Annotated in this window: 15 protein-coding genes; 6 read left to right on the forward strand and 9 right to left on the reverse strand. The window is 60.3% G+C overall.

Annotation, left to right across the window (positions count from 1 at the left end; genetic code table 11):
• Positions 1-16: 16 nt before the first annotated feature.
• The 6 genes from CJU81_RS16630 to CJU81_RS16655 are packed head-to-tail and all read right to left on the reverse strand — an operon-like array spanning position 17 to position 7,005.
• The gene (locus CJU81_RS16630) at positions 17-1,723 is read right to left on the reverse strand and encodes a dipeptide ABC transporter ATP-binding protein (RefSeq protein ID WP_095037515.1); all 1,707 of its coding nucleotides are present in this window, start codon (positions 1,721-1,723) and stop codon (positions 17-19) included.
• The gene (locus CJU81_RS16635; protein ID WP_095037516.1) at positions 1,720-2,598 is read right to left on the reverse strand and encodes an ABC transporter permease; all 879 of its coding nucleotides are present in this window, start codon (positions 2,596-2,598) and stop codon (positions 1,720-1,722) included. Before CJU81_RS16635 ends, CJU81_RS16630 begins: the two co-directional genes overlap by 4 nt.
• A 14-nt stretch (positions 2,599-2,612) precedes the next feature.
• Complete coding sequence (locus tag CJU81_RS16640; protein ID WP_095037517.1) at positions 2,613-3,599, reverse strand: ABC transporter permease; 987 nt, start codon at positions 3,597-3,599, stop codon at positions 2,613-2,615.
• Positions 3,592-5,220, reverse strand: a complete 1,629-nt coding sequence (locus tag CJU81_RS16645) for an ABC transporter substrate-binding protein (RefSeq protein ID WP_095037518.1) — start codon at positions 5,218-5,220, stop codon at positions 3,592-3,594. Before CJU81_RS16645 ends, CJU81_RS16640 begins: the two co-directional genes overlap by 8 nt.
• Before the next feature lie 21 nt (positions 5,221-5,241).
• Entirely contained in the window at positions 5,242-6,381 is a 1,140-nt protein-coding gene (locus CJU81_RS16650) for an LLM class flavin-dependent oxidoreductase (RefSeq protein WP_095037519.1), read from the reverse strand.
• 36 nt (positions 6,382-6,417) lie between these two features.
• Entirely contained in the window at positions 6,418-7,005 is a 588-nt protein-coding gene (locus CJU81_RS16655) for a helix-turn-helix domain-containing protein (protein WP_095037520.1), read from the reverse strand.
• Positions 7,006-7,286: 281 nt separating this feature from the next.
• On the opposite strand from CJU81_RS16655, the gene CJU81_RS16660 reads away from it, so the two are divergent.
• Both CJU81_RS16660 and CJU81_RS16665 read left to right on the forward strand, forming a co-directional pair.
• Complete coding sequence (locus CJU81_RS16660; protein WP_176464861.1) at positions 7,287-8,309, forward strand: aldo/keto reductase; 1,023 nt, start codon at positions 7,287-7,289, stop codon at positions 8,307-8,309.
• 197 nt (positions 8,310-8,506) lie between these two features.
• A complete protein-coding gene (locus CJU81_RS16665) occupies positions 8,507-11,419 on the forward strand; it encodes an RHS repeat-associated core domain-containing protein (RefSeq protein WP_095037521.1) in 2,913 nt (970 codons plus the stop codon).
• Between the two features lie 58 nt (positions 11,420-11,477).
• Here the strand turns inward: CJU81_RS16665 and CJU81_RS16670 are convergent, their stop codons facing one another.
• Positions 11,478-12,260: an AraC family transcriptional regulator gene (locus tag CJU81_RS16670; RefSeq protein WP_095037522.1), complete on the reverse strand. Its 783-nt coding sequence runs from the start codon at positions 12,258-12,260 to the stop codon at positions 11,478-11,480.
• 118 nt (positions 12,261-12,378) lie between these two features.
• On the opposite strand from CJU81_RS16670, the gene CJU81_RS16675 reads away from it, so the two are divergent.
• Positions 12,379-13,314, forward strand: coding sequence for an EamA family transporter (locus tag CJU81_RS16675; protein WP_095037523.1), 936 nt, complete (start codon positions 12,379-12,381; stop codon positions 13,312-13,314).
• Here the strand turns inward: CJU81_RS16675 and CJU81_RS16680 are convergent.
• Entirely contained in the window at positions 13,235-13,798 is a 564-nt protein-coding gene (locus tag CJU81_RS16680; RefSeq protein WP_095037524.1) for an RrF2 family transcriptional regulator, read from the reverse strand. The genes CJU81_RS16675 and CJU81_RS16680 overlap by 80 nt on opposite strands.
• Positions 13,799-14,000: 202 nt before the next feature.
• Here CJU81_RS16680 and CJU81_RS16685 point away from each other — a divergent pair, with 202 nt between their 5' ends.
• The gene (locus CJU81_RS16685; protein WP_095037525.1) at positions 14,001-15,203 is read left to right on the forward strand and encodes an NAD(P)/FAD-dependent oxidoreductase; all 1,203 of its coding nucleotides are present in this window, start codon (positions 14,001-14,003) and stop codon (positions 15,201-15,203) included.
• A 13-nt stretch (positions 15,204-15,216) separates the two neighbouring features.
• Here the strand turns inward: CJU81_RS16685 and CJU81_RS16690 are convergent, their stop codons facing one another.
• Complete coding sequence (locus CJU81_RS16690) at positions 15,217-15,672, reverse strand: nuclear transport factor 2 family protein (RefSeq protein WP_217902761.1); 456 nt, start codon at positions 15,670-15,672, stop codon at positions 15,217-15,219.
• 813 nt (positions 15,673-16,485) lie between these two features.
• Between CJU81_RS16690 and CJU81_RS16695 the strand changes: the two genes are divergently transcribed.
• Together CJU81_RS16695 and CJU81_RS16700 are read left to right on the forward strand one after the other, a co-directional pair.
• A complete protein-coding gene (locus CJU81_RS16695) occupies positions 16,486-16,689 on the forward strand; it encodes a helix-turn-helix domain-containing protein (protein WP_095037527.1) in 204 nt (67 codons plus the stop codon).
• A gap of 93 nt (positions 16,690-16,782) precedes the next feature.
• The coding region (locus CJU81_RS16700; RefSeq protein WP_254924891.1) for a type I restriction-modification system subunit M at positions 16,783-18,368 on the forward strand (1,586 nt) is incomplete at its 3' end.

Consider the following 18,368-nt stretch of genomic DNA (forward strand, 5'->3'; position numbering starts at 1 on the left):
CTTGGAATTGAGCGGTTCACCAGCCAACGGCAAAGCGCAGGCCGGATACGGGTTGAAGGGCCGGGGGCGGCACAGCAGCACCGGGTATCGCCGCCAGCAGGCGACGGGTGTAGGGGTGCCGGGGTGAATGCCAGAGGGTTTGCGGGGTGGCTTGCTCGACGATCTGCCCTTGTTCCATGACCAGGATGCGGTCGGCGAAATAGCGCACCACCGACAGGTCGTGGGAGATAAACAAATAGGACAGGCCCAGCTCTTCGCGCAGCTCCACCAGCAGGTTGAGGATCTGCGCCTGGGTCGAAACATCCAGCGCCGACACCGGCTCGTCGCAGATCACCAGCCGGGGCTTGAGGATCAGCGCCCGGGCAATGCCGATGCGCTGGCGCTGACCACCGGAAAACTGATGGGGCAAGCGCGCCAGGCTGCTGCGCGCCAACCCCACGGCATCCAGCATCGTCAGGCGGGCCTGCTGGCGCTGGTGCGCATCGGTCTGCCCGTGCAGGCGTTGCACGCGGTCGAGAAGGGTCTCGACACTGTGGCGCGGGTTGAGCGCGGCATAGGGGTCTTGAAAAATCATTTGCACCTGACGCCGCCAGGCCAGCAAGTCCTGGCCTGCCAGTGTCGCGATATCACGCCCGGCAAATTCGATACTGCCGCTGCGGGCAGGCAGCAGGCGCAGCAGGGTGCGGCTGAGGGTCGACTTGCCGCAGCCCGATTCGCCAACCAGGCCCACGCTCTCGCGCTCGCCCACTTCAAGGCTGATGCGATTGAGCACGGTGTTGTCGCCGTAGCCCGTGGTCAGGTCGCTGACCTTGAGCAACGCCGGGTTGCCGGCGGGTGCCCGAGGCTTGCGCCCCGGTCCATAGTGGCTGCTGTTGACGCTGTAACGCGTGGGCTGGCCGGGCTGTCGTTCGACGTTGATTTCAGCCAGGCGATTGCTCAGGTAGTGCTGGTCATGTTCGGCCCCCAGCGAGGCTTGCAACAGGCCGCGCGTGTAGGGGTGTTGCGGGAGTTCGATGAGGGCCCGGGTCGGCTGGCTTTCCAGCGCGTGACCGTCGTGCATCACGATGACCCGGTCGGCATGCTGGCCAACCACCCCGAGGTCATGGGTGATCAACAGCAGGCCCATGCCCAGCTCGCCACGCAAGCGCGCCAACAGTTCGAGGATTTGTGCCTGGACACTGACATCCAGCGCCGTGGTCGGCTCGTCGGCGATCAACAGCCGGGGCTGACAGGCAATCGCCATGGCGATCACCACCCTCTGGCGCTGGCCGCCGGACAAGTGCTGCGGGTACTCGTGCAGGTGCGCAGCGGGGCGCGGCAGCTGTACCAGGGCAAACAGCTCTTCGGCGCGCTTCCAGGCCTGTCGACGGGTCAGGTCGGTGTGGGCGAGCAGGTTTTCGGCGACTTGCTCGCCCAGGGTCAGCACCGGGTTGAGGCTCGACAGCGGGTCCTGGAAAATCATCCCCAGCGCATTGCCCTGCAACTGGCGCATCTGCCGTGGCGCCATGCTCAGCAGGTCCTGGCCTTCAAACAAGACCTGCCCGGCCAGCCGGGCGTTGTCCGGCAGCAGGCCCATCAGCGCCAGGGCCGTGGTGGATTTGCCGCAGCCGGATTCACCCACCAGCGCCAGTGTCTCGCCGGCTTGCAGGGTGAAGCTCAGGTCTTTGACGGCGTCGGCATTGTCGTAGCTCACGCGCAAACCGCGTACGTCCAGCAGGCTCATGGGATATACCGTCGCAGGCGAGGGTTGAGGGCGTCGTTAAGACCGTCGCCCAGAAGGTTGAGGGCCAGCACCACGAAGATGATGGCCAGCCCCGGCAGGGTGGTGAGGTACCAGCCGCTGGCGATCTGTTCTCGACCACTGCCGAGCATGGCGCCCCAGCTGGCCTGGTTCGGGTCGCTCATGCCGAGAAAGGCCAGCCCGGCTTCCACCAGGATCGCCTGGGCGATCAGGATCGAGGTGGTGACCACCAATGGCGCGAGCGCATTGGGCAGGATTTCGCGCAGGATGATCGAGCTGTTGCCGAAGCCCAGGCTGCGCGCGGCAGTCACAAAGTCGGCTTCGCGCAGGGTTCGGAATTCGGCGCGCACCAGCCGTGCCACCGTGGGCCATGAAGCGATACCGATCGCCAGCGCGATGACCCCCAGCGTCGGGTTGCCGATGGCGACGATGACGATGACCAGTAAAAACGAGGGGACGGTCTGGAACACTTCGCAGATGCGCATCAGCACATCCCCCAGCTTGCCGCCGTGGTAGCCGGCAAGGGCGCCGACCACGGTGCCGATCAACACGCTGATCAGGGTAGCGCTGGCGGCGATCAGCAGGGAGCCACGGGCCCCGTGGGCGATTCCGGCCGCCACGTCGCGGCCCAGTGAGTCGCTGCCCAGAAAGTAGCCCGGATCGTCGCCGGGCCACAGCATCGGCATGGCAACCATGTCCAGCGGGTCACCGGGGTAAAGCGTGCCGGCCAGCAGTGCCAGGGTCAGCACCAGGGCCAGCATGGTCGCGCCAGTCAAGGCCGAGGGGTTGCGCAACAGGGCCGCCCAGACGCTTTCGCTGTAGCCGGTCGGGGCGTTTGGCAGTACGGCAGTGGTCATGGGACAGCTCCTTTTCAGTCGGCCTGGATACGTGGGTCAAGCCAGGCTTGCAGCAGGTCGACGGTGATGTTGATCACCACCACGAGCATGGATGACAGCAACAGGATGCCCAGCAGCAGGTTGTAGTCGCGGGACATCACAGCCTCCAGCGTAAGGCGGCCCAGGCCGGGCCAGCCGAACAGGGTTTCGGTCACGGCAGCACCGCCGAGCAGGGCGGCGAAATGCAGGCCGGCCAGGGTCGAAACGGGCAGCAGGGCATTGCGCAGCACATGCCGTGACACCACCCGCCAGGGCGCCAGGCCCTTGGCCCGGGCGGTGCGCACGTAATCCTGGCGCTGCACTTCAAGCATCGCGGCGCGGGTCAGGCGGGCGTACAGGGCAATATAGAACGTGGCCAGGGCCAGCACCGGCAGCACGGCATGTTGCAGGCGGTCGAGCAACCAGGCCGGGCCATGCAGATCCAGGCCCAGGGTCTGGAAGCCGTTGCTGGGCAGCCAGCCGAGTTTTACCGAGAACAGCAGCACTGCCATCAGGCCGATCCAGAACCCCGGCGTGGAATACAGCAGCAACACCGCCAGTGATAACACCCGGTCAGGCCAGCGCCCGACCCAGGTGGCCATGATCGTTCCGGCAGCGATGCCAATAGCCAGCGCGAGCCCCAGAGCGCCGACCATCAGCAGCAGGGTGTTGGGCAGGCGATCGAGCACCAGATGACTGACCGGCAGGTTGAAGCGCGGCGACATCCCCAGATCCAGGTGAGCCAGTTGACCAAGGTAGCGTTGCAACTGCTCCATCAGACTCAAGTCCAGACCGAAATGGCTGCGCCACTGCAGCAGGGTTTCGGCACTGGCGCCGCCGGACTCACCGGCCAGCACATCCACGGCGTCACCGGGGATCAGCCGCAGCAGCAAAAAATTCAGCACCAGGATGCCGACCACGGTGGGGATGGCCTGCCACAGGGTGCGCCGGGATAGGCGCCACATTCTGCGTCGTTCAAGCATGGGCGCCTCCGGTGTCGGCCAGGCTGATATTGGCCAGGCTGCTGTCCAGGCCGTTGGCGTCGTCTTCGAAACCACTGACCCGGGCGTTGTACACCGACACTTGCTGCTGCATCACCAGGGTGATGGAGGGCACTTCTTCAATCACGATCTTTTGGAACGCCTTGAACAGCTCGCCGCGTTTTTGCTCGTCGGTCTCCACCGCGGCGCTTTCCAGCAGGCGATCGACTTCTGGATTGTTGTAGTGGGTGCCGTTGGAGAAGGGCACACCCTTGCGAAAATTCTTCGACCAGAACAGCCGCTGTACACCCACGGTCGGGTCGTACAGGGTGCCCATGCCGACCACGGCAAAATCAAAGTCACGGTCGGTGTAGATACGTTTGATATAGGTGGGGAAATCCTGGGCGCGCAGTTTTACTTCGATGCCAATGCGTGCCAAAGCGCTGCGCACATAGGTGGCGGTGCGGCTGTAGCTGTCACCGTAGGGCAGCGGGTCGAGGGTCAGGCTGAAGCGCCAGTTGCCGGTCTTTACCAGCCCGGCTTTGTCCAGCAATGCATTGGCCGCCGCGGTGTCGAAGGGGTACGGGTTGGGGCCCTCGTAGACGTAGTTGGCGAAGCTTTTCGGGATAGGCGAGTAGCTGGTTTCGGCGTAGCCGTAGTACACCACCTTGCGGATCACTTCGCGGTCCAGGGCATGGGCAATCGCCTGGCGAACTTCAAGGCGTGACAGCAGCGGATGGTCGAGATTGAACTCGAGCATGGTCGGGGTAATGGTGTAGCGATAGCCGCGGGTTGTGGCCTTCAACCGACCTGACTTGGTCAGGCGCTCAAGCTCGCTGAGCGGTACCGGACTTTGCCCGCCAGCATCCAGCGTACCGTTCTCGAAGGCGGCCAGGCGTGCCGCGCCATCGGGGATGACTTTGAGGATCAGGGTGTCGACCACGGTGGCCGTCGGGTCCCAGTACTGCGGGTTGCGTTCGTATTCAATAAAACTGCCGCGCTCCCAACGCTTGAACCGAAACGGGCCGGTGCCCACCGGGGCGTTGTTGTGCAGGTTGCTCAGCGGGTCGCCCGCGGCATACAGGTGCTTGGGCAGGATCGGTGTTTCGCCGCCGGCAAAACCGCGGATCAGGTAAGGCGCAGGCTTGCTCAAGTGGACAATGGCGGTGTGCTCGTCGGGTGTATCGACCCGCTCCAGGTTGGCAAAGGTGCTGGAGCCCCGGGGGTGAAAGCGCTTGATCAGATCCAGGGAGAACGCCACATCCGCCGAGGTGAACGGCTCGCCGTCATGCCACTTGACCCCTTCGCGCAGGGTGAAGCGGTAACTCAAACCATCGGGTGCCGCTTCCCAGGCGGTGGCCAGTGCGGGGCGGGCGTTGAGGGCTTCGTCATAAGTGAGCAACCCCTCCAGCACCTTGCTGCTGGCGGTGACGCTGGTACCGGCGGTGGTGTTGAACGAACTCAGGGACGGCGGCTCGGGGTTGATCAGCAGGTTGAATACCCGCCGCCCGCTGACGGCTTCACCCGTTGCGTCGGCCAGGGCTGTGGGCAGGAACGGAATGCTGGCGCCGAGCGCGGACAGGGCAGACAGGCCAGCAACGAATTGACGACGGGTAAAGGGCATGGCGGTCATCCTGGGGGTGGGTTAGCGGCGCAATCCGGCCTGCTGCAAAAGTGGCAGCACGCGCGCTCCAAATTGTTCAAGGTCGGGGGCAAAGTCGAAGAAGCTCAGTTGCAGGCCGTCGATACCGGCCTCCTTGAGGCGGATGATGTCGCGCACCACGGTCTCGGGGCTGCCGACCAGCTGGATATTGCCGCCCACGTAGCGCTCTGCCGGTTGGTGGCCGCGCCAGGCATGGGCATCGCTGGCCTCGCGGGCATGGCCCTCCAGCGCACCGGGGTCGCCTGCGGCGGTGATGGCGGCATGGACTTCCCAGGCTTCGGCATCGCTGTCGCGGCAGATCACCAGCGGGTTGATCAAGGTGCGTACTTGGCGGCCATAGCCGTTGGCAGCGTGTTTGATCCGTTGCAAATGCTCGGGCAGTTTCTCTAGCGCGTTTTCGATCTCTGCACTGCCGGGGCTGGTGGTGAAGACGATGTCGGAGTGGCGGGCGGCGAAGTCGATGCCTGCGGGTGAGCCGGTGGCGTTGACCAGCACCGGGCGGCCAAAGGACGGTTTGACGCTGACATAGGCCTCTTCAAGCTTGTAATGATCGCCGCTGAAATCAACGTTGTCCGGGCTGTGCCACAGCTCCTGCACCACGCGGATAAATTCGTCGGCCTGGCGGTAGCGCTGGTCGTGCTCGATGGGGGCCTGGCCGAAGCGCCGGTGTTCGCGATGACGATGCCCGGTCACCAGGTTCAACCCCCAGCGGCCCTTGCTGATGTGATCCAGGGTGGCGCCGAACTTGGCCAGGTGCAGCGGGTGCCAGGGGCCGTAGAGCACATGCAGGGTGGAAATCAGCAAAATCCGCTCGGTCACCGACGCCAGCGCGGCCTGGGTGATAAAGGCATCCAGCGACTCGTCGTGGTAACGGATATCTCCCCCGTAGCCGCCCTTGCCCAGCCATTCGGCGAGGGCAAACACCAGGTCAAAGCCCAGCGCTTCAGCGCGCAGGGTCAGCTGGCGGTTGTAGTCGAAGGTCCAGGTGGTGCTGCGTGGCAGTGCTGATGGGCTCCAGCCTCCGGACTGCACCGGCAGGAACAGGCCCAGAAACAACGGTTGTTCAAAGGCACGGGACAGCGGGCTTTCAGGAAAATCCAGAGGGGAGGGCTGACGTGACAAGGCGAAGGCTCCAGGCAGAGGATAGGGAAGCGCGGGCTATTCCTGCACTTGCGCAGGGCTGGTCAGCAGATAGGCGACGGTTTCACTGTTGTGCGGGTTGCGGTAGCGGTGGGGTTGTTCGCCGCGAAACAGGATCGAGTCGCCGGCGTGCAGAAGGAACTGCTGGTCATCGATGCTCAGTTCCAGGCTGCCTTTGGCCACCTGCAGATTTTTTTGCACGCTGTGCGGGTTGCCGGGCACCTGTTCTTCGGCCTGGGGGCCCAGGCGCAGCTCGGAAAATGTCACCCTATGAGCGGCGTGTTCAGGGGGCAAGGCGCGGCGGATAACAATGCCGATGCTGTCAGGGTCGAGGAGCTCGGCGATGGACACTTTCAGTGCACCGGCGATTTTGCTCAGCACCTTGACCGAGGGAAGGCTGCGACCCGCTTCGATCTGCGCAATCAGCGCTCTGCGCACACCGCTGGCATGGGCCAGTGTTTCCAGGCTCAACTGGCGCTTGTCGCGCAAGCGCCGCACGTTGCGGCTGATACGTTCGGCGATGGGGTCGTCGCCCTGTTGATCACGCTCGGGCAGGCTGAAGGGAACACTGCCGCTGCTGTCGAGAAAACCGGTAGGGATATTCATGGGCGTGAGCCTGCAACAGGGGCGATTGCAGGTGAATAGTCAGGGCCATGGGATAGACGGCTCATGATGATTCCTTTTCATGCGGTCCGAAAAGTCATGAGATTACCGAGGGTTTTTTAGATCCATAAATAATTAATTCCGACGTTTAAAGACCAGTTTTGAATAAGCGAATCCCTGATAAAACCGCTCTATGGTTATGCCCCGTTGGGCGTTGACCGCCAGAACACGGCTGACTACTGTTTGCGCCACTTGATTTCACGATCACCACGCAGGGAGTCAGCATGAGCGACATTCAATACCGCAACCTGGGCCGCAACGGCGTGAAGGTTTCGCCCATTACCCTGGGCACCATGATGTTCGGCGGGCAGACCCCGGACGACGTCGCCCGGCGCATCACCGACCGCGCTTTCGAGCAGGGCATCAACTCCATCGATACTGCCAACGGCTACAACGGCGGTGCCTCGGAAGAAGTGGTTGGCCGTTTGATCGGTGATCGTCGTCAGCACTGGGTGCTGGCCACCAAGTTCGTCAATCCCAACCCGGGCGGCAGCGGGCCGAACAACAGCGGCGCCTCGCGCCAGAACGTTATTGCCTCGGTGGACGCCAGCCTCAAGCGCCTGAACACCGACTATATCGACCTGTTTTACCTGCACCGCGAAGATCACGACACCCCGGTGGATGAAACCCTGCGTGCGCTGGATGACGTGATTCGGGCGGGCAAGATTCGTGGCTACGGATTGTCCAACCACCGTGGCTGGAAGCTTGCCGAATTCAGCCGCAGTGCCGACCTGCTGGGCATCCAGCGTCCGAGCGTGAGCCAGCCGCTGTACAACCTGGCCAACCGTCAGATTGAAGTCGAGCACTTGCCTGCGGCGGAGCATTACGGGATTGGCGTGATCTCTTACAGCCCGCTGGCGCGCGGCGTGCTCACCGGCAAATATGACCCCGATCAGGCCCCTGGCCAGGACACCCGCGCCGGGCGCAACGACCCGCGCTTGCAGCAGACGGAATGGCGCCCCGAGTCCCTGAACCTGGCCCAGCGCATTCGTGACTATGCCGAGGGGCAAGGCATTACCGCAGGCCAGTTTGCTTTGGCCTGGGTGCTGAATAACCAACTGATCACCTCGGCCATCGCCGGGCCGCGCACCGAACAGCAATGGGAAGACTATGTACCGGCGTTGAACTACCGGTTCACTGCGCAGGACGAAGCCTTTATCAATGATCTGGTGGTCACCGGGCACTCAACGACGCCGGGCTACAACGACCCGAGCCATCCATTTTTCGGGCGCAAGTCGCGGGTGTGAAACACAGGCTGTCAGATATAAAAAACGCCTTCGGGCGTTTTTTTGTGGGCGCGATGAAGTCAGCCTCAGCCTCGTCCATTGGGGGGCGATGGCTGGGGAGGGGGGGACCGGCCTTTTAAAAAATAACTCTTTACCACCTTTACCCTTAACTTGAGCCATAGCCTTTTTGCTCCATTTCACAAAACAGGCCAGACGCCATGACCAATGTGCATCATCACACGCCGTCACTGACGGCGGTTGACCCCAGGGGTTTGAGCGTACGCAGGGTGCAATACCACCGCCTGACTGCACAGCAGTCCCCCCAGGCGCGCATTCACGAAACTGTCTTTGGAGCCACCGGTTTTGTGCTCAGGCAGTGGGATCCGCGGTTACGGGCATTGCGCAGTCATTCGCCCACTGTCGCGGCCAATCAACGCCAGATTTCCAGTCTTTCAGGGCTGGCATTGCGCACCGACAGCGTCGATAGCGGTTGGCAAATTACCCTGTTCGACGTTGCGCAACAGATGCGCAAAACCTGGAACGGGCGCGGGCATCACCAGCGTTTTGACTACGATGCCCAATCCAGGCTCATGGCCGTTCATGAACAGCACCGTGATGAGCCCCAGGCCCGTTGCCTTGAGCGTTTTACCTACGGGGCGGTCGATGCGGCGCACAGGACGCGGAACCGATGCGGTCGTCTGGTCCGCCATGATGACCCGGCAGGCAGCGTCATCAACGAGCATTACGGATTAACAGGCGATGTATGCAGTCAGTCGCGGCGTTTCTGTCTGGCCCCTGAAGCGCTCGACTGGCCTGAGTCACAAGCGCTGCGCGAGCGACAGCTGGAAGCTCAGCATTACCTGACGGCCTGGCATTACAACGCGCTGGGTCAATTATTCGGGCTGCGTGATGCCAAGGGGAGCCGACAGCGCTTCGAGTACAACGTTGCAGGGGAGCAGGTACGTGTTGACCTGCTTACGGCAGGTAGCAAGTCAAAACTGTTGGTGGATGAGCAGGTCTACAACGCCGCCGGGCAAGTGACGAGCGAGCGGGCGGGCAACGGTGTTGTCACCCGGGCTACGTACTCAGACGATGATGGCCACCTGCGGCGGTTGCAGGCCTGTCGCGGTGGGGCACGAGGTAGAGTCCTGCAGGATCTGGCTTACACCTACGATCGAGTGGGCAATATGACGCGTGTGGTGGATGGCGCTCAACCGACCACCTGGGCCAGCAACTCGATCATCGAAGCATCGAGCGTCTTTACTTACGACACGCTCTATCAACTGGTCAAAGCCACCGGGCGAGAAAATGCGCGTCACTCCGGTGGTGCCAATGCCCCTGCAGCGGTGCTCTTCGACACGACGGACACGCAGCTATGGCGTAACTATACGCGGCACTATCAGTACGATGCTGGCGCCAACCTGGTACAGATGCAACACCTGCCCTCTGCCGGCCAGGGCTATACCCAGCGCATGTCCGTGTCAGAAACCAGTAACCGCAGCCAGTTGGCTGAGCCCGGCTCCCTGCTGGCTTCAGGCGAGGGATTTGATGCCTGTGGCAATCAACTGGCGTTGGTGCGTGGCCAGGCCCTTGAGTGGAATGTGCGCAATCAACTGTTGCGGGTCACCAGCGTGCAGCGCACCAGCGGTGCGAATGATGAAGAAGTCTACGTCTACGACGGTCAGGGGCAACGGGCGCTTAAACGTCGAACGACCCGGGCCGCAAACCTCACGCACCTGCATGAAGTACGTTATTTGCCGGGGCTGGAACTGCGCTTCAATCGGGCCACGGGAGAGCGCTCAAGTGTGTTGACCCTGCAAGCTGGCCGCACCGGGGTCCGTTTACTGGCTTGGGAGCAGGGGTTACCCGATGGGGTTGAGGATGAGCATGTGCGCTTCAGCCTTTGCGATCACCTGGGCAGCGGCACACTGGAGCTTGATGAGCGCGCGGTACTGCTCAGCCAGGAGGGTTTTTACCCGTTCGGGGCGACCGCATGGTGGGCGGCGAAAAGCGCGCTTGAAGCCACGTTCAAGACCCTGCGTTATTCGGGCAAGGAGCGCGATGCATCCGGACTCTACTATTACGGTGTGCGTTATTACGCGGCCTGGCTGCAACGCTGGGTCAGTGCAGACCCGGCAGGGGCCATCGACGGCTTGAATGTTTATGCCATGGTCGGTAATAACCCGATAAATCGCATAGACCCTGATGGGCGGGAAGACGATTTGCCCAGAACCTATCGGGTCGTTGCCGGGCTAAGTCTGATCGTCATTTTTGCCGCGCTTGGCTATGCCCTGGGCTGGCTGTTTAATGCCGCTCAAGCTGTTGCAGGATTGGGGGCAGTGGCAGGCTCGGTACTGTTTACAGTGAACCGGCTGCAGGACTTGGCCGAGGGGCAACGGCCAACGCCAGGCATCACGGATGCGCAGGGATATGAGCTGGCTGAAGGCGTTACGGAAAAAGCCCTGGAGTTTGCCCGGAACATGGCGCTGAGCCCTGATGAAACAGTCAAGCTGGTCAACTTTTTTTACAGCCAGCACAGTCAGGTTCTGCAGACTACAGGTGTGGCGTTGGCGGTTTACCCCACTGTACGGGGCGACATATACGGATATGTCGTGGACGTCGGGTCTCGGGAGCGTTTGCGCGCTGTAGTTGCAACAGGGCAGCCACCCACCCGTGAGTTGAGGCATCTTGGTGTTCGCAGCCTGCTGCTTCGCGCCCATCATGAACCACAGGCTCCAGAACCTTCGGGCGTTACGGGAACGCCCGAGGCTACGCCCATGACCCGATTGCCCGGCAAAAGCACGGCCCCAAAAAAGCAGCGCATACAAAGCGCCAGGCCGGTGGCCGCTGCGCTCCCTCCAGCCCGCTCGCCAACTGCGATCACTATTGATAATCCTGAACAAGTGGAGGCTCAGTTTTCGGGCCGTAACCGTATCAGTGTTGCCCTGACCTTGAGTCATTTGCGCGAGGGGCGTTCAACGGCGGTCAACTGGCACGCCCACAGCGATCAATTAATGTCCGCTGACCTTTTTGGTTTTAACGGCAGCCGCAGGCGAGGCGCCTGGCGACTGATGTTCAGGGATACGGGGAGCGCTGTTTACCGCGTTGTGGGGGTACGTAATCCGCACTGAGGCAGATGCAATTGTGAACGGGTGCTGCTTTCGCCGGCAGCGGGGCTGGCCAGTCGGTTTAATGAATCCCTTTGAGGCAGTACCGGCTTGGCACTTCGCCCAGTACCCGGCGAAAAACGCTGGTGAAAGCGCTCGGGCTGCTGTAGCCCAGATCGGTCGCCACTTGCGTAACTGCCTCGCCGTGCCCCAAGCGCACCACCGCTGCCAACAGGCAGGCTTGCTGGCGCCATTCCACAAAACTGATGCCGGTTTGCTGGCGAAACAGGCGGGTAAAGGTCCGGCGGCTCATGCCAACCTGCCGGGCCATGTCATCAATCCCGATATCCAGTGACGGCAGCTCCAGCAGCGTGCGGCAGGCAAGGGCCAGCCTGGGCTCAGCCGGTAGCGGCGCATTGAGCGAAAGGGCTGGCATGTCGGCTATTTCATGGAGCAGCAAATTCATCAGCAGCCCCTCTCTGCGGGTTTCGTCATAAAGCGCCGGAATATCCCGGGCCTGGATCAGCAGCTGGTGCAGCAGGGGCGATATGCCGAACACCTGACACTGTGCAGGCAGGCCAAGCCGGGCAGAAGCGGGCCCGCGTATATAGGTGTTCAGCATGGTGACCGGGCCGTTCATGCTCATCTCGTGGGGCACCCCTGCCGGTACCCAGATGGCCCGTTGCGGCGGTACCACCCAGTTGCCCTGGTCGGTATACACCGTGATCACACCGCAGGCGGCATAGGCAAACTGCCCGCGGTTATGCCTGTGCAGGGCAAAGTGCTGCCCGTCGGCATAGTCAATGGCCGTGACGACAGCGTCGCGGGGGATATTTTCGCAGGTGTCGGATTCAATTTTGCGCATGGCCCGAATTTAATGATCTATGACCTGATAGTGCAAGCGGGCCGATGCTGCAAATGTGCATAGTGGCACTTTGGGTGGTGCATGACGCCGCCCGCCTTGCCACTGGAAGCACAACCCTATGCAAAAGAAACATTTGCTCCTTGCCGTGCTGGTGACGGCCGTTTGGGGGCTTAACTTTCCCATCACCAAACTGGGTCTGGCAGCTATTGATCCGCTGTTGCTCACGGCGCTGCGTTTTACCCTTGCGGCTTTGCCGTGGGTGTTTTTCGTCAAACGCCCGCCGATTGCCATCAAGTGGCTGGCCGCTTATGGCCTGATTTTTGGGGTGGCCATGTGGGCCCTGATCAATCTGGGTATTGAATGGGGCGTGCCGCCAGGAACCGCCGCGTTGCTGATCCAGTTCAGCGCTTTTTTCACCATGGGCTGGGGGGTATTGCTGTTTCGCGAGCATCTGGGCTTCGGCCAGATCCTGGGGATGGGGCTGGCGCTGTTGGGGCTGATCAGCATTATTGCTGCCAGCCCCGGCCGGGGCACGACCCTGGGTTATGGCCTGTTGCTGATCAGTGCGTTGAGCTGGAGTGTCGGCAACGTCATTATCAAACAGTCGAAAGTCCGGGAGATGTTCGCCTTTGTGGTGTGGGCCAGTGTGTTTGCGCCGCTGCCGCTGTTGGCGCTTACCTGGCTTGCCCACGGATCTGCGCCTTTTACCGCTTTAGTCAGCCGCTTTGAGTGGGTGGCGTTGTTTTCCCTGTTGTTTCAGGTCTATGCGGCGACGCATTTCTGTTACTGGGGCTGGAATCTGTTGCTGCGCGAGTACCCGGTGTCCAGGGTGGCACCGCTGTCCCTGCTGATTCCGGTTTTCGGGATCGCAGGTTCGATGCTGATGCTGGGGCACAAGGTTGGGTTCAACGAAGGGCTTGCGATTGTGCTGATCTTGTCGGCGCTGGCGGTGGGGTTTGTAAAAGGGCCGGGGCTTAGTCCGAGATTTCAGTTACCGGGATGGCCTGGTCGTCAGAAGTCTGCGCGGCGCTTTTCTTCTCTCGACGATCGTTGATCCATTTGCCGACCTGTGCCGGGAACTCGGCGGGAGATTTTCGGCCGACCTTTCGGGCAAGATCAAGAATGGTTTGTTGGGCCAGGGCCTCTTCCATGCGCTTTTGTGCCGTCATCATCGCTGCGTGAACCGAACAGTGGCCGTCCAGCGCCCAGGCAGGCGGCGAGCCTTCGAAGAGTGCGCAGCGGCCACGAATTTCCCGGCAATCGAAAATAAGCTTCTGGCCGTCGATAGCGTTGACGATATCGAGAATGCTGATTTCGTCAGCAGGCCTGGCCAGCTTGAACCCGCCGCGTACGCCCTCTGTTGCGGCGACCAGTTTGGCCTTGGCCAGCTTGGTGAAAATCTTTGCCAGGTAGTCCTGAGGCACGCCTTGCAACTCTGCAAGATCACGCACGCTCGCCTCACGGCTTTCGCCGCCATCGCCTACCAAAAAAAGCAGGCAGTGAATGCCGTACTCAACGCCCGCGCTGTAAAGAGACATCAAAATCTCCGACTGAATTAGTCGCATATTTTAGCAGTGATCAGTCAGGCGAGCAACGCTCCTTGGGCGTGACAGCAGTGGCATGGACCACAAATAAAGATTGCTCTCTGTAACTACGACTAATATAGTCGCCGTTATTGAGGTTCGGTGGTGATCGTCATTCGGGGTTGCTTTGCTCGGGCTTCTCATCAGGGGATAAAAAATGAAACAGCAGATTCTGATTATTGGCGCAGGCTTCGGTGGCATGTGGACCGCTTTGAGTGCAACGCGGCTGTTCGACATTCATGGCCACAACGAAGTCGAAGTGACCGTGCTGGCCCCTCAGGCCGAGCTGCGCATACGCCCGCGTTTTTACGAGCCGGACGCGCACCAGCTGTTCGCACCGATTGGCGAACTGCTCGACGCGGTAGGTGTCACCTTTATCAAGGGCGCTGCAGAGACCATCGACGTGCAGCAAAAACAGGTCGTTTACACCGATGCTGCAGGCGCCAGACAAATTCGTCCCTACGACAAACTGGTCTTGGCCTCTGGCAGCGGGCTGGCGCTGCCTGACACCCAAGGTGTGGCGCAATACGCCTTCGACGTGGACCAGATCGAGCAAGCCATACGCCTGGAAAACCACCTCAAATCCCTGGCAGATCTGCCAGCGAGCCGTGGCCGCAACACCGTGGTCGTGGCGGGCGGTGGCTTCACCGGCATTGAAACGGCAACCGAAATGCCGGCCCGCCTGCGCGCCATACTGGGCGAGCATGCAGATATGGAAGTGATCATCGTTGACCGGGGTGAAAAAATCGGGGCTTCACTGGGCGCCGACATCAGCCAGTCGATTGCCGAAGCCAGTGATGATCTGGGAGTGACCTGGCGCTTGAAATCGTCTGTGGTAGCCGTCGATAAGCAAGGCGTAACCCTGGGTGATGGTCAACGAATCGAAGCGAAAACTGTGATCTGGACCACCGGTGTACGGGCCAGCTCGCTGACGGCGCAAATCCCTGGGGAGCGCGATGGGCTTGGGCGTCTGCATGTAGACGCGCATCTGCAAGTCATAGGCCAGCAAGATATCTTCGCCACCGGCGACGTGGCTTATGCCGCCACGGATGACCTGGGCAACCATGCCCTGATGACCTGCCAGCACGCCATCGTATTGGGGCGCCACGCGGGCAATAACGTAGCCGCGCAGATGCTGGGTGTAGCCCCGGTTGCCTACAGCCAGCCCAAGTACGTCACCTGCCTGGACCTGGGTGGCTGGGGAGCGGTCTACACCGAAGGCTGGGATCGCCAGGTCAAGTTGACCCGCCAGGAAGGCAAGTCGCTGAAAACACAGATCAATACGGTATGGATCTACCCGCCGGCTGCCAACCGAGAGGTGGCCTGGGCTGCAGCGGATCCATTGATTCCGATTGCCTGAAATATCAGGGCGCTTAACCCTGCGCGCTTTCAGTGGCCGGGCGCAGGACATCGCGGCATCCCAGCTCGTGACTGATATCCATACGCCGATGGGCAATACGCCAGCCGTCTGGTGTTGACACCCAACGATCCTGATATTCGGCCAGCGATTCATAGGTCAAGCCTTGCATACTGCCGGCGCCGCGATGGGCGGCGCGCACATACACGCGGCTCACGATTGTTGAATCGCTGGACTCGACCAACAGATTGCCGAGCAAGTGCTGCGAAGGCCCGCAGCCATCCAGATGCACACGAATCATGGCCACAATCGGCCCGCGACCTTGAAGCTGATGCAGACCGCCATAGTCGGCAGTCGCCTCCTGGAGGAACACATCATCCATGGCTGACCAGTCGCGCTGATCGCAAGCCCGTGCATAGCGAGCAAGGACTGCATTGAGCTCGCGCTCAAGCAGCAATTGTTTGATATCCATCATGCCCCCTTTATTTCAGTCTGCCGGTTGGGTTGGCGCTGAGCTGATGCTCGGCCTGACTGGGGGAGGGGCTCATCGTCCGTTTAGACCATTTGTGGGGGATGTGGGGTGGGTATCGGCTTGATGTCACTGAAATCTGAGGTTTCACTGAATCCCAGGCACAAAAAAAGACGTCCGAGGACGTCTTTTTTTGTGGATTTGGTGGGCCGGGGTAATCTGAACTGGTAATGTAAGTTGCTGATATAGATAGTATATTTCTGTTAATAAATCTTCATGGAATACTGTTTGGAATACAGATTTTTGATGCTGTTCCTTCAGGACGGTTTCGGGTGATGTGAGCGCGCCACCGATCAACGAGAAAAAGGCTCGTGGTGCCTACTAATAATCAAGGTGTATCCCTGCTTCGAACTCACCGGTTAACGCAAGGAAGGGAGTTGCCTTAGTTTGGGCTGCTGAATGTGGGGCATCGCTTTAGCCTTTGGGGTGCTCGGGCGATTCGTCGTCATGTGCATAAAGTGTGAACTACCACGCCAAAAATACGCTGCACAGCGACCCGTGCTTGCGCAGGTTTCAGCGGCTCGCGTGGCATGGTCGGTTACGGCTTCTTGGATAGGGGATAATCCACGAAGGCGCTTGCCGAATAGCGGCTGTAGCGGATCTCCTGCTTGGGCTCGATCTTCAGACAAGCCAAAAGCCGATAAAAAGTTAGTGTTGATTGAAAAATATTAGTTTGACTAACAAAATGTCACGCTAAGAAAAGCGTCGTGTTACTCTCAGGGTTTCACGAGAAGACAAATTGCCAGGGGCACAGCCATGATCCGCTGCCATCTCGCCCGCATGATGGGCGAGCACAAGATGCGTATTGCTGACGTAGCCAGAGAAACGGGGCTCAGCCGCGCCACGGTAACCCTGCTCTACAAAGAAACGGCGCAGAAAGTGGATCTGGAGGCCATTGAGAAGCTGTGCCTACTGTTTGAATGTCAAGTAGGCGACCTACTTGAGCTGACACAAGCATAGGCAGCGCAGCTGCCGCGACTCCAGATCACACAGCCAGGCCCTTAACAACGCCCAGTAAACGACTGAAGCCCAGAAAATTAACAGGAAGAACGCATGACCAGCACCCAACAACGCGCCGCCCTGCAACGCCAGATCTGGCAGATCGCCAACGATGTTCGCGGCTCCGTCGATGGCTGGGATTTCAAGCAATACGTGCTCGGCACCCTCTTCTATCGCTTTATCAGTGAAAACTTTGCCAGCTACATCGAAGGCGGTGATGACAGCATCAACTATGCTGAACTGCCCGACAGCGTCATCACCGCAGACATCAAAGACGACGCCATCAAGACCAAGGGCTACTTCATCTACCCTACCCAGCTGTTTGCCAAGGTCGCCGCCAGTGCCAACACCAACGAGAGCCTGAATACCGACCTAGCCACCATCTTTGCCGCTATTGAACGCTCCGCTAACGGCTACCCATCGGAGCATGACATCAAAGGCCTGTTTGCCGACTTCGACACCACCAGCAACCGCCTCGGCAATACCGTCAAAGACAAAAGCGCCCGCCTCGCCGCTGTGCTCAAAGGCGTGGCCGAACTGGATTTCGGGCATTTTGATGCCAGCCACATCGACCTGTTCGGCGATGCCTACGAATTCCTCATCTCCAATTACGCTGCCAATGCCGGCAAATCCGGCGGCGAGTTCTTCACCCCGCAGCATGTGTCCAAGCTGATTGCGCAGCTCGCCATGCACAAGCAAACCAGCGTCAACAAAATTTACGACCCCGCGTGCGGTTCCGGTTCGCTGCTGCTGCAAGCCAAAAAGCATTTCGACGCGCACATCATTGAAGACGGCTTCTTTGGGCAAGAAATCAACCACACCACTTACAACCTGGCGCGGATGAACATGTTCTTGCACAACATCAACTACGACAAGTTCAACGTCCAGCTCGGCAACACCCTCATCGATCCGCACTTTGGTGAAGATAAGCCCTTCGATGCCATCGTCTCCAACCCACCGTATTCGGTAAAATGGATCGGCTCGGACGACCCCACCCTGATCAACGACGAACGCTTTGCCCCGGCGGGCGTGCTCGCACCAAAATCCAAGGCCGACTTTGCCTTTGTGTTGCACGCACTCAGCTACCTCTCCGGCAAGGGCCGAGCCGCTATTGTCTGTTTCCCCGGCATCTTCTACCGGAGCGGCGCAGAGCAAAAAATCCGCCAGTATCTGGTGGATAACAATTACGTCGAAACCGTGATTTCGCTGGCACCCAACCTGTTCTACGGCACCACCATCGCAGTGAATATTCTGGTGCTCTCCAAACACAAGACTGACACCACCACCCAATTCATCGACGCCAGCAGCCTGTTCAAAAAGGAAACCAATAACAACGTGCTATTGGACGCGCACATCGAACAGATCATGCAGGCTTTCGACAGCAAGATGAATGTGGCGCACTTCGCCCAATCCGTCCCGTTCGAGAAGGTGACCGCCAACGACTACAACCTGTCGGTCAGCAACTACGTCGAAGTCAGGGACAACCGCGAGGTGGTGGATATTGGAAAGCTCAATGCCGAACTGAAAACCACCGTCGCCAAAATTGACCGGCTACGTAAAGACATGGCGGTCTCAAGGAACAAGTGCAACAGTCAGTTAATTTTTCTGAGCATGCTAATCACGAAACTGGGCATTCCCGC

Source organism: Pseudomonas fragi (assembly GCF_002269505.1).
GTDB classification, from domain to species: domain Bacteria; phylum Pseudomonadota; class Gammaproteobacteria; order Pseudomonadales; family Pseudomonadaceae; genus Aquipseudomonas; species Aquipseudomonas fragi_D.

Coding starts and splice junctions, on each gene's coding strand:
- CJU81_RS16630 (WP_095037515.1), bottom strand. CDS start 1,723: ATGAGCCTGCTGGACGTACGCGGTTTGCGCGTGAGCTACGACAATGCC.
- CJU81_RS16635 (WP_095037516.1), bottom strand. CDS start 2,598: ATGACCACTGCCGTACTGCCAAACGCCCCGACCGGCTACAGCGAAAGC.
- CJU81_RS16640 (WP_095037517.1), bottom strand. CDS start 3,599: ATGCTTGAACGACGCAGAATGTGGCGCCTATCCCGGCGCACCCTGTGG.
- CJU81_RS16645 (WP_095037518.1), bottom strand. CDS start 5,220: ATGCCCTTTACCCGTCGTCAATTCGTTGCTGGCCTGTCTGCCCTGTCC.
- CJU81_RS16655 (WP_095037520.1), bottom strand. CDS start 7,005: ATGAATATCCCTACCGGTTTTCTCGACAGCAGCGGCAGTGTTCCCTTC.
- CJU81_RS16660 (WP_176464861.1), top strand. CDS start 7,287: ATGAGCGACATTCAATACCGCAACCTGGGCCGCAACGGCGTGAAGGTT.
- CJU81_RS16665 (WP_095037521.1), top strand. CDS start 8,507: ATGACCAATGTGCATCATCACACGCCGTCACTGACGGCGGTTGACCCC.
- CJU81_RS16670 (WP_095037522.1), bottom strand. CDS start 12,260: ATGCGCAAAATTGAATCCGACACCTGCGAAAATATCCCCCGCGACGCT.
- CJU81_RS16675 (WP_095037523.1), top strand. CDS start 12,379: ATGCAAAAGAAACATTTGCTCCTTGCCGTGCTGGTGACGGCCGTTTGG.
- CJU81_RS16680 (WP_095037524.1), bottom strand. CDS start 13,798: ATGTCTCTTTACAGCGCGGGCGTTGAGTACGGCATTCACTGCCTGCTT.
- CJU81_RS16685 (WP_095037525.1), top strand. CDS start 14,001: ATGAAACAGCAGATTCTGATTATTGGCGCAGGCTTCGGTGGCATGTGG.
- CJU81_RS16690 (WP_217902761.1), bottom strand. CDS start 15,672: ATGGATATCAAACAATTGCTGCTTGAGCGCGAGCTCAATGCAGTCCTT.
- CJU81_RS16695 (WP_095037527.1), top strand. CDS start 16,486: ATGATCCGCTGCCATCTCGCCCGCATGATGGGCGAGCACAAGATGCGT.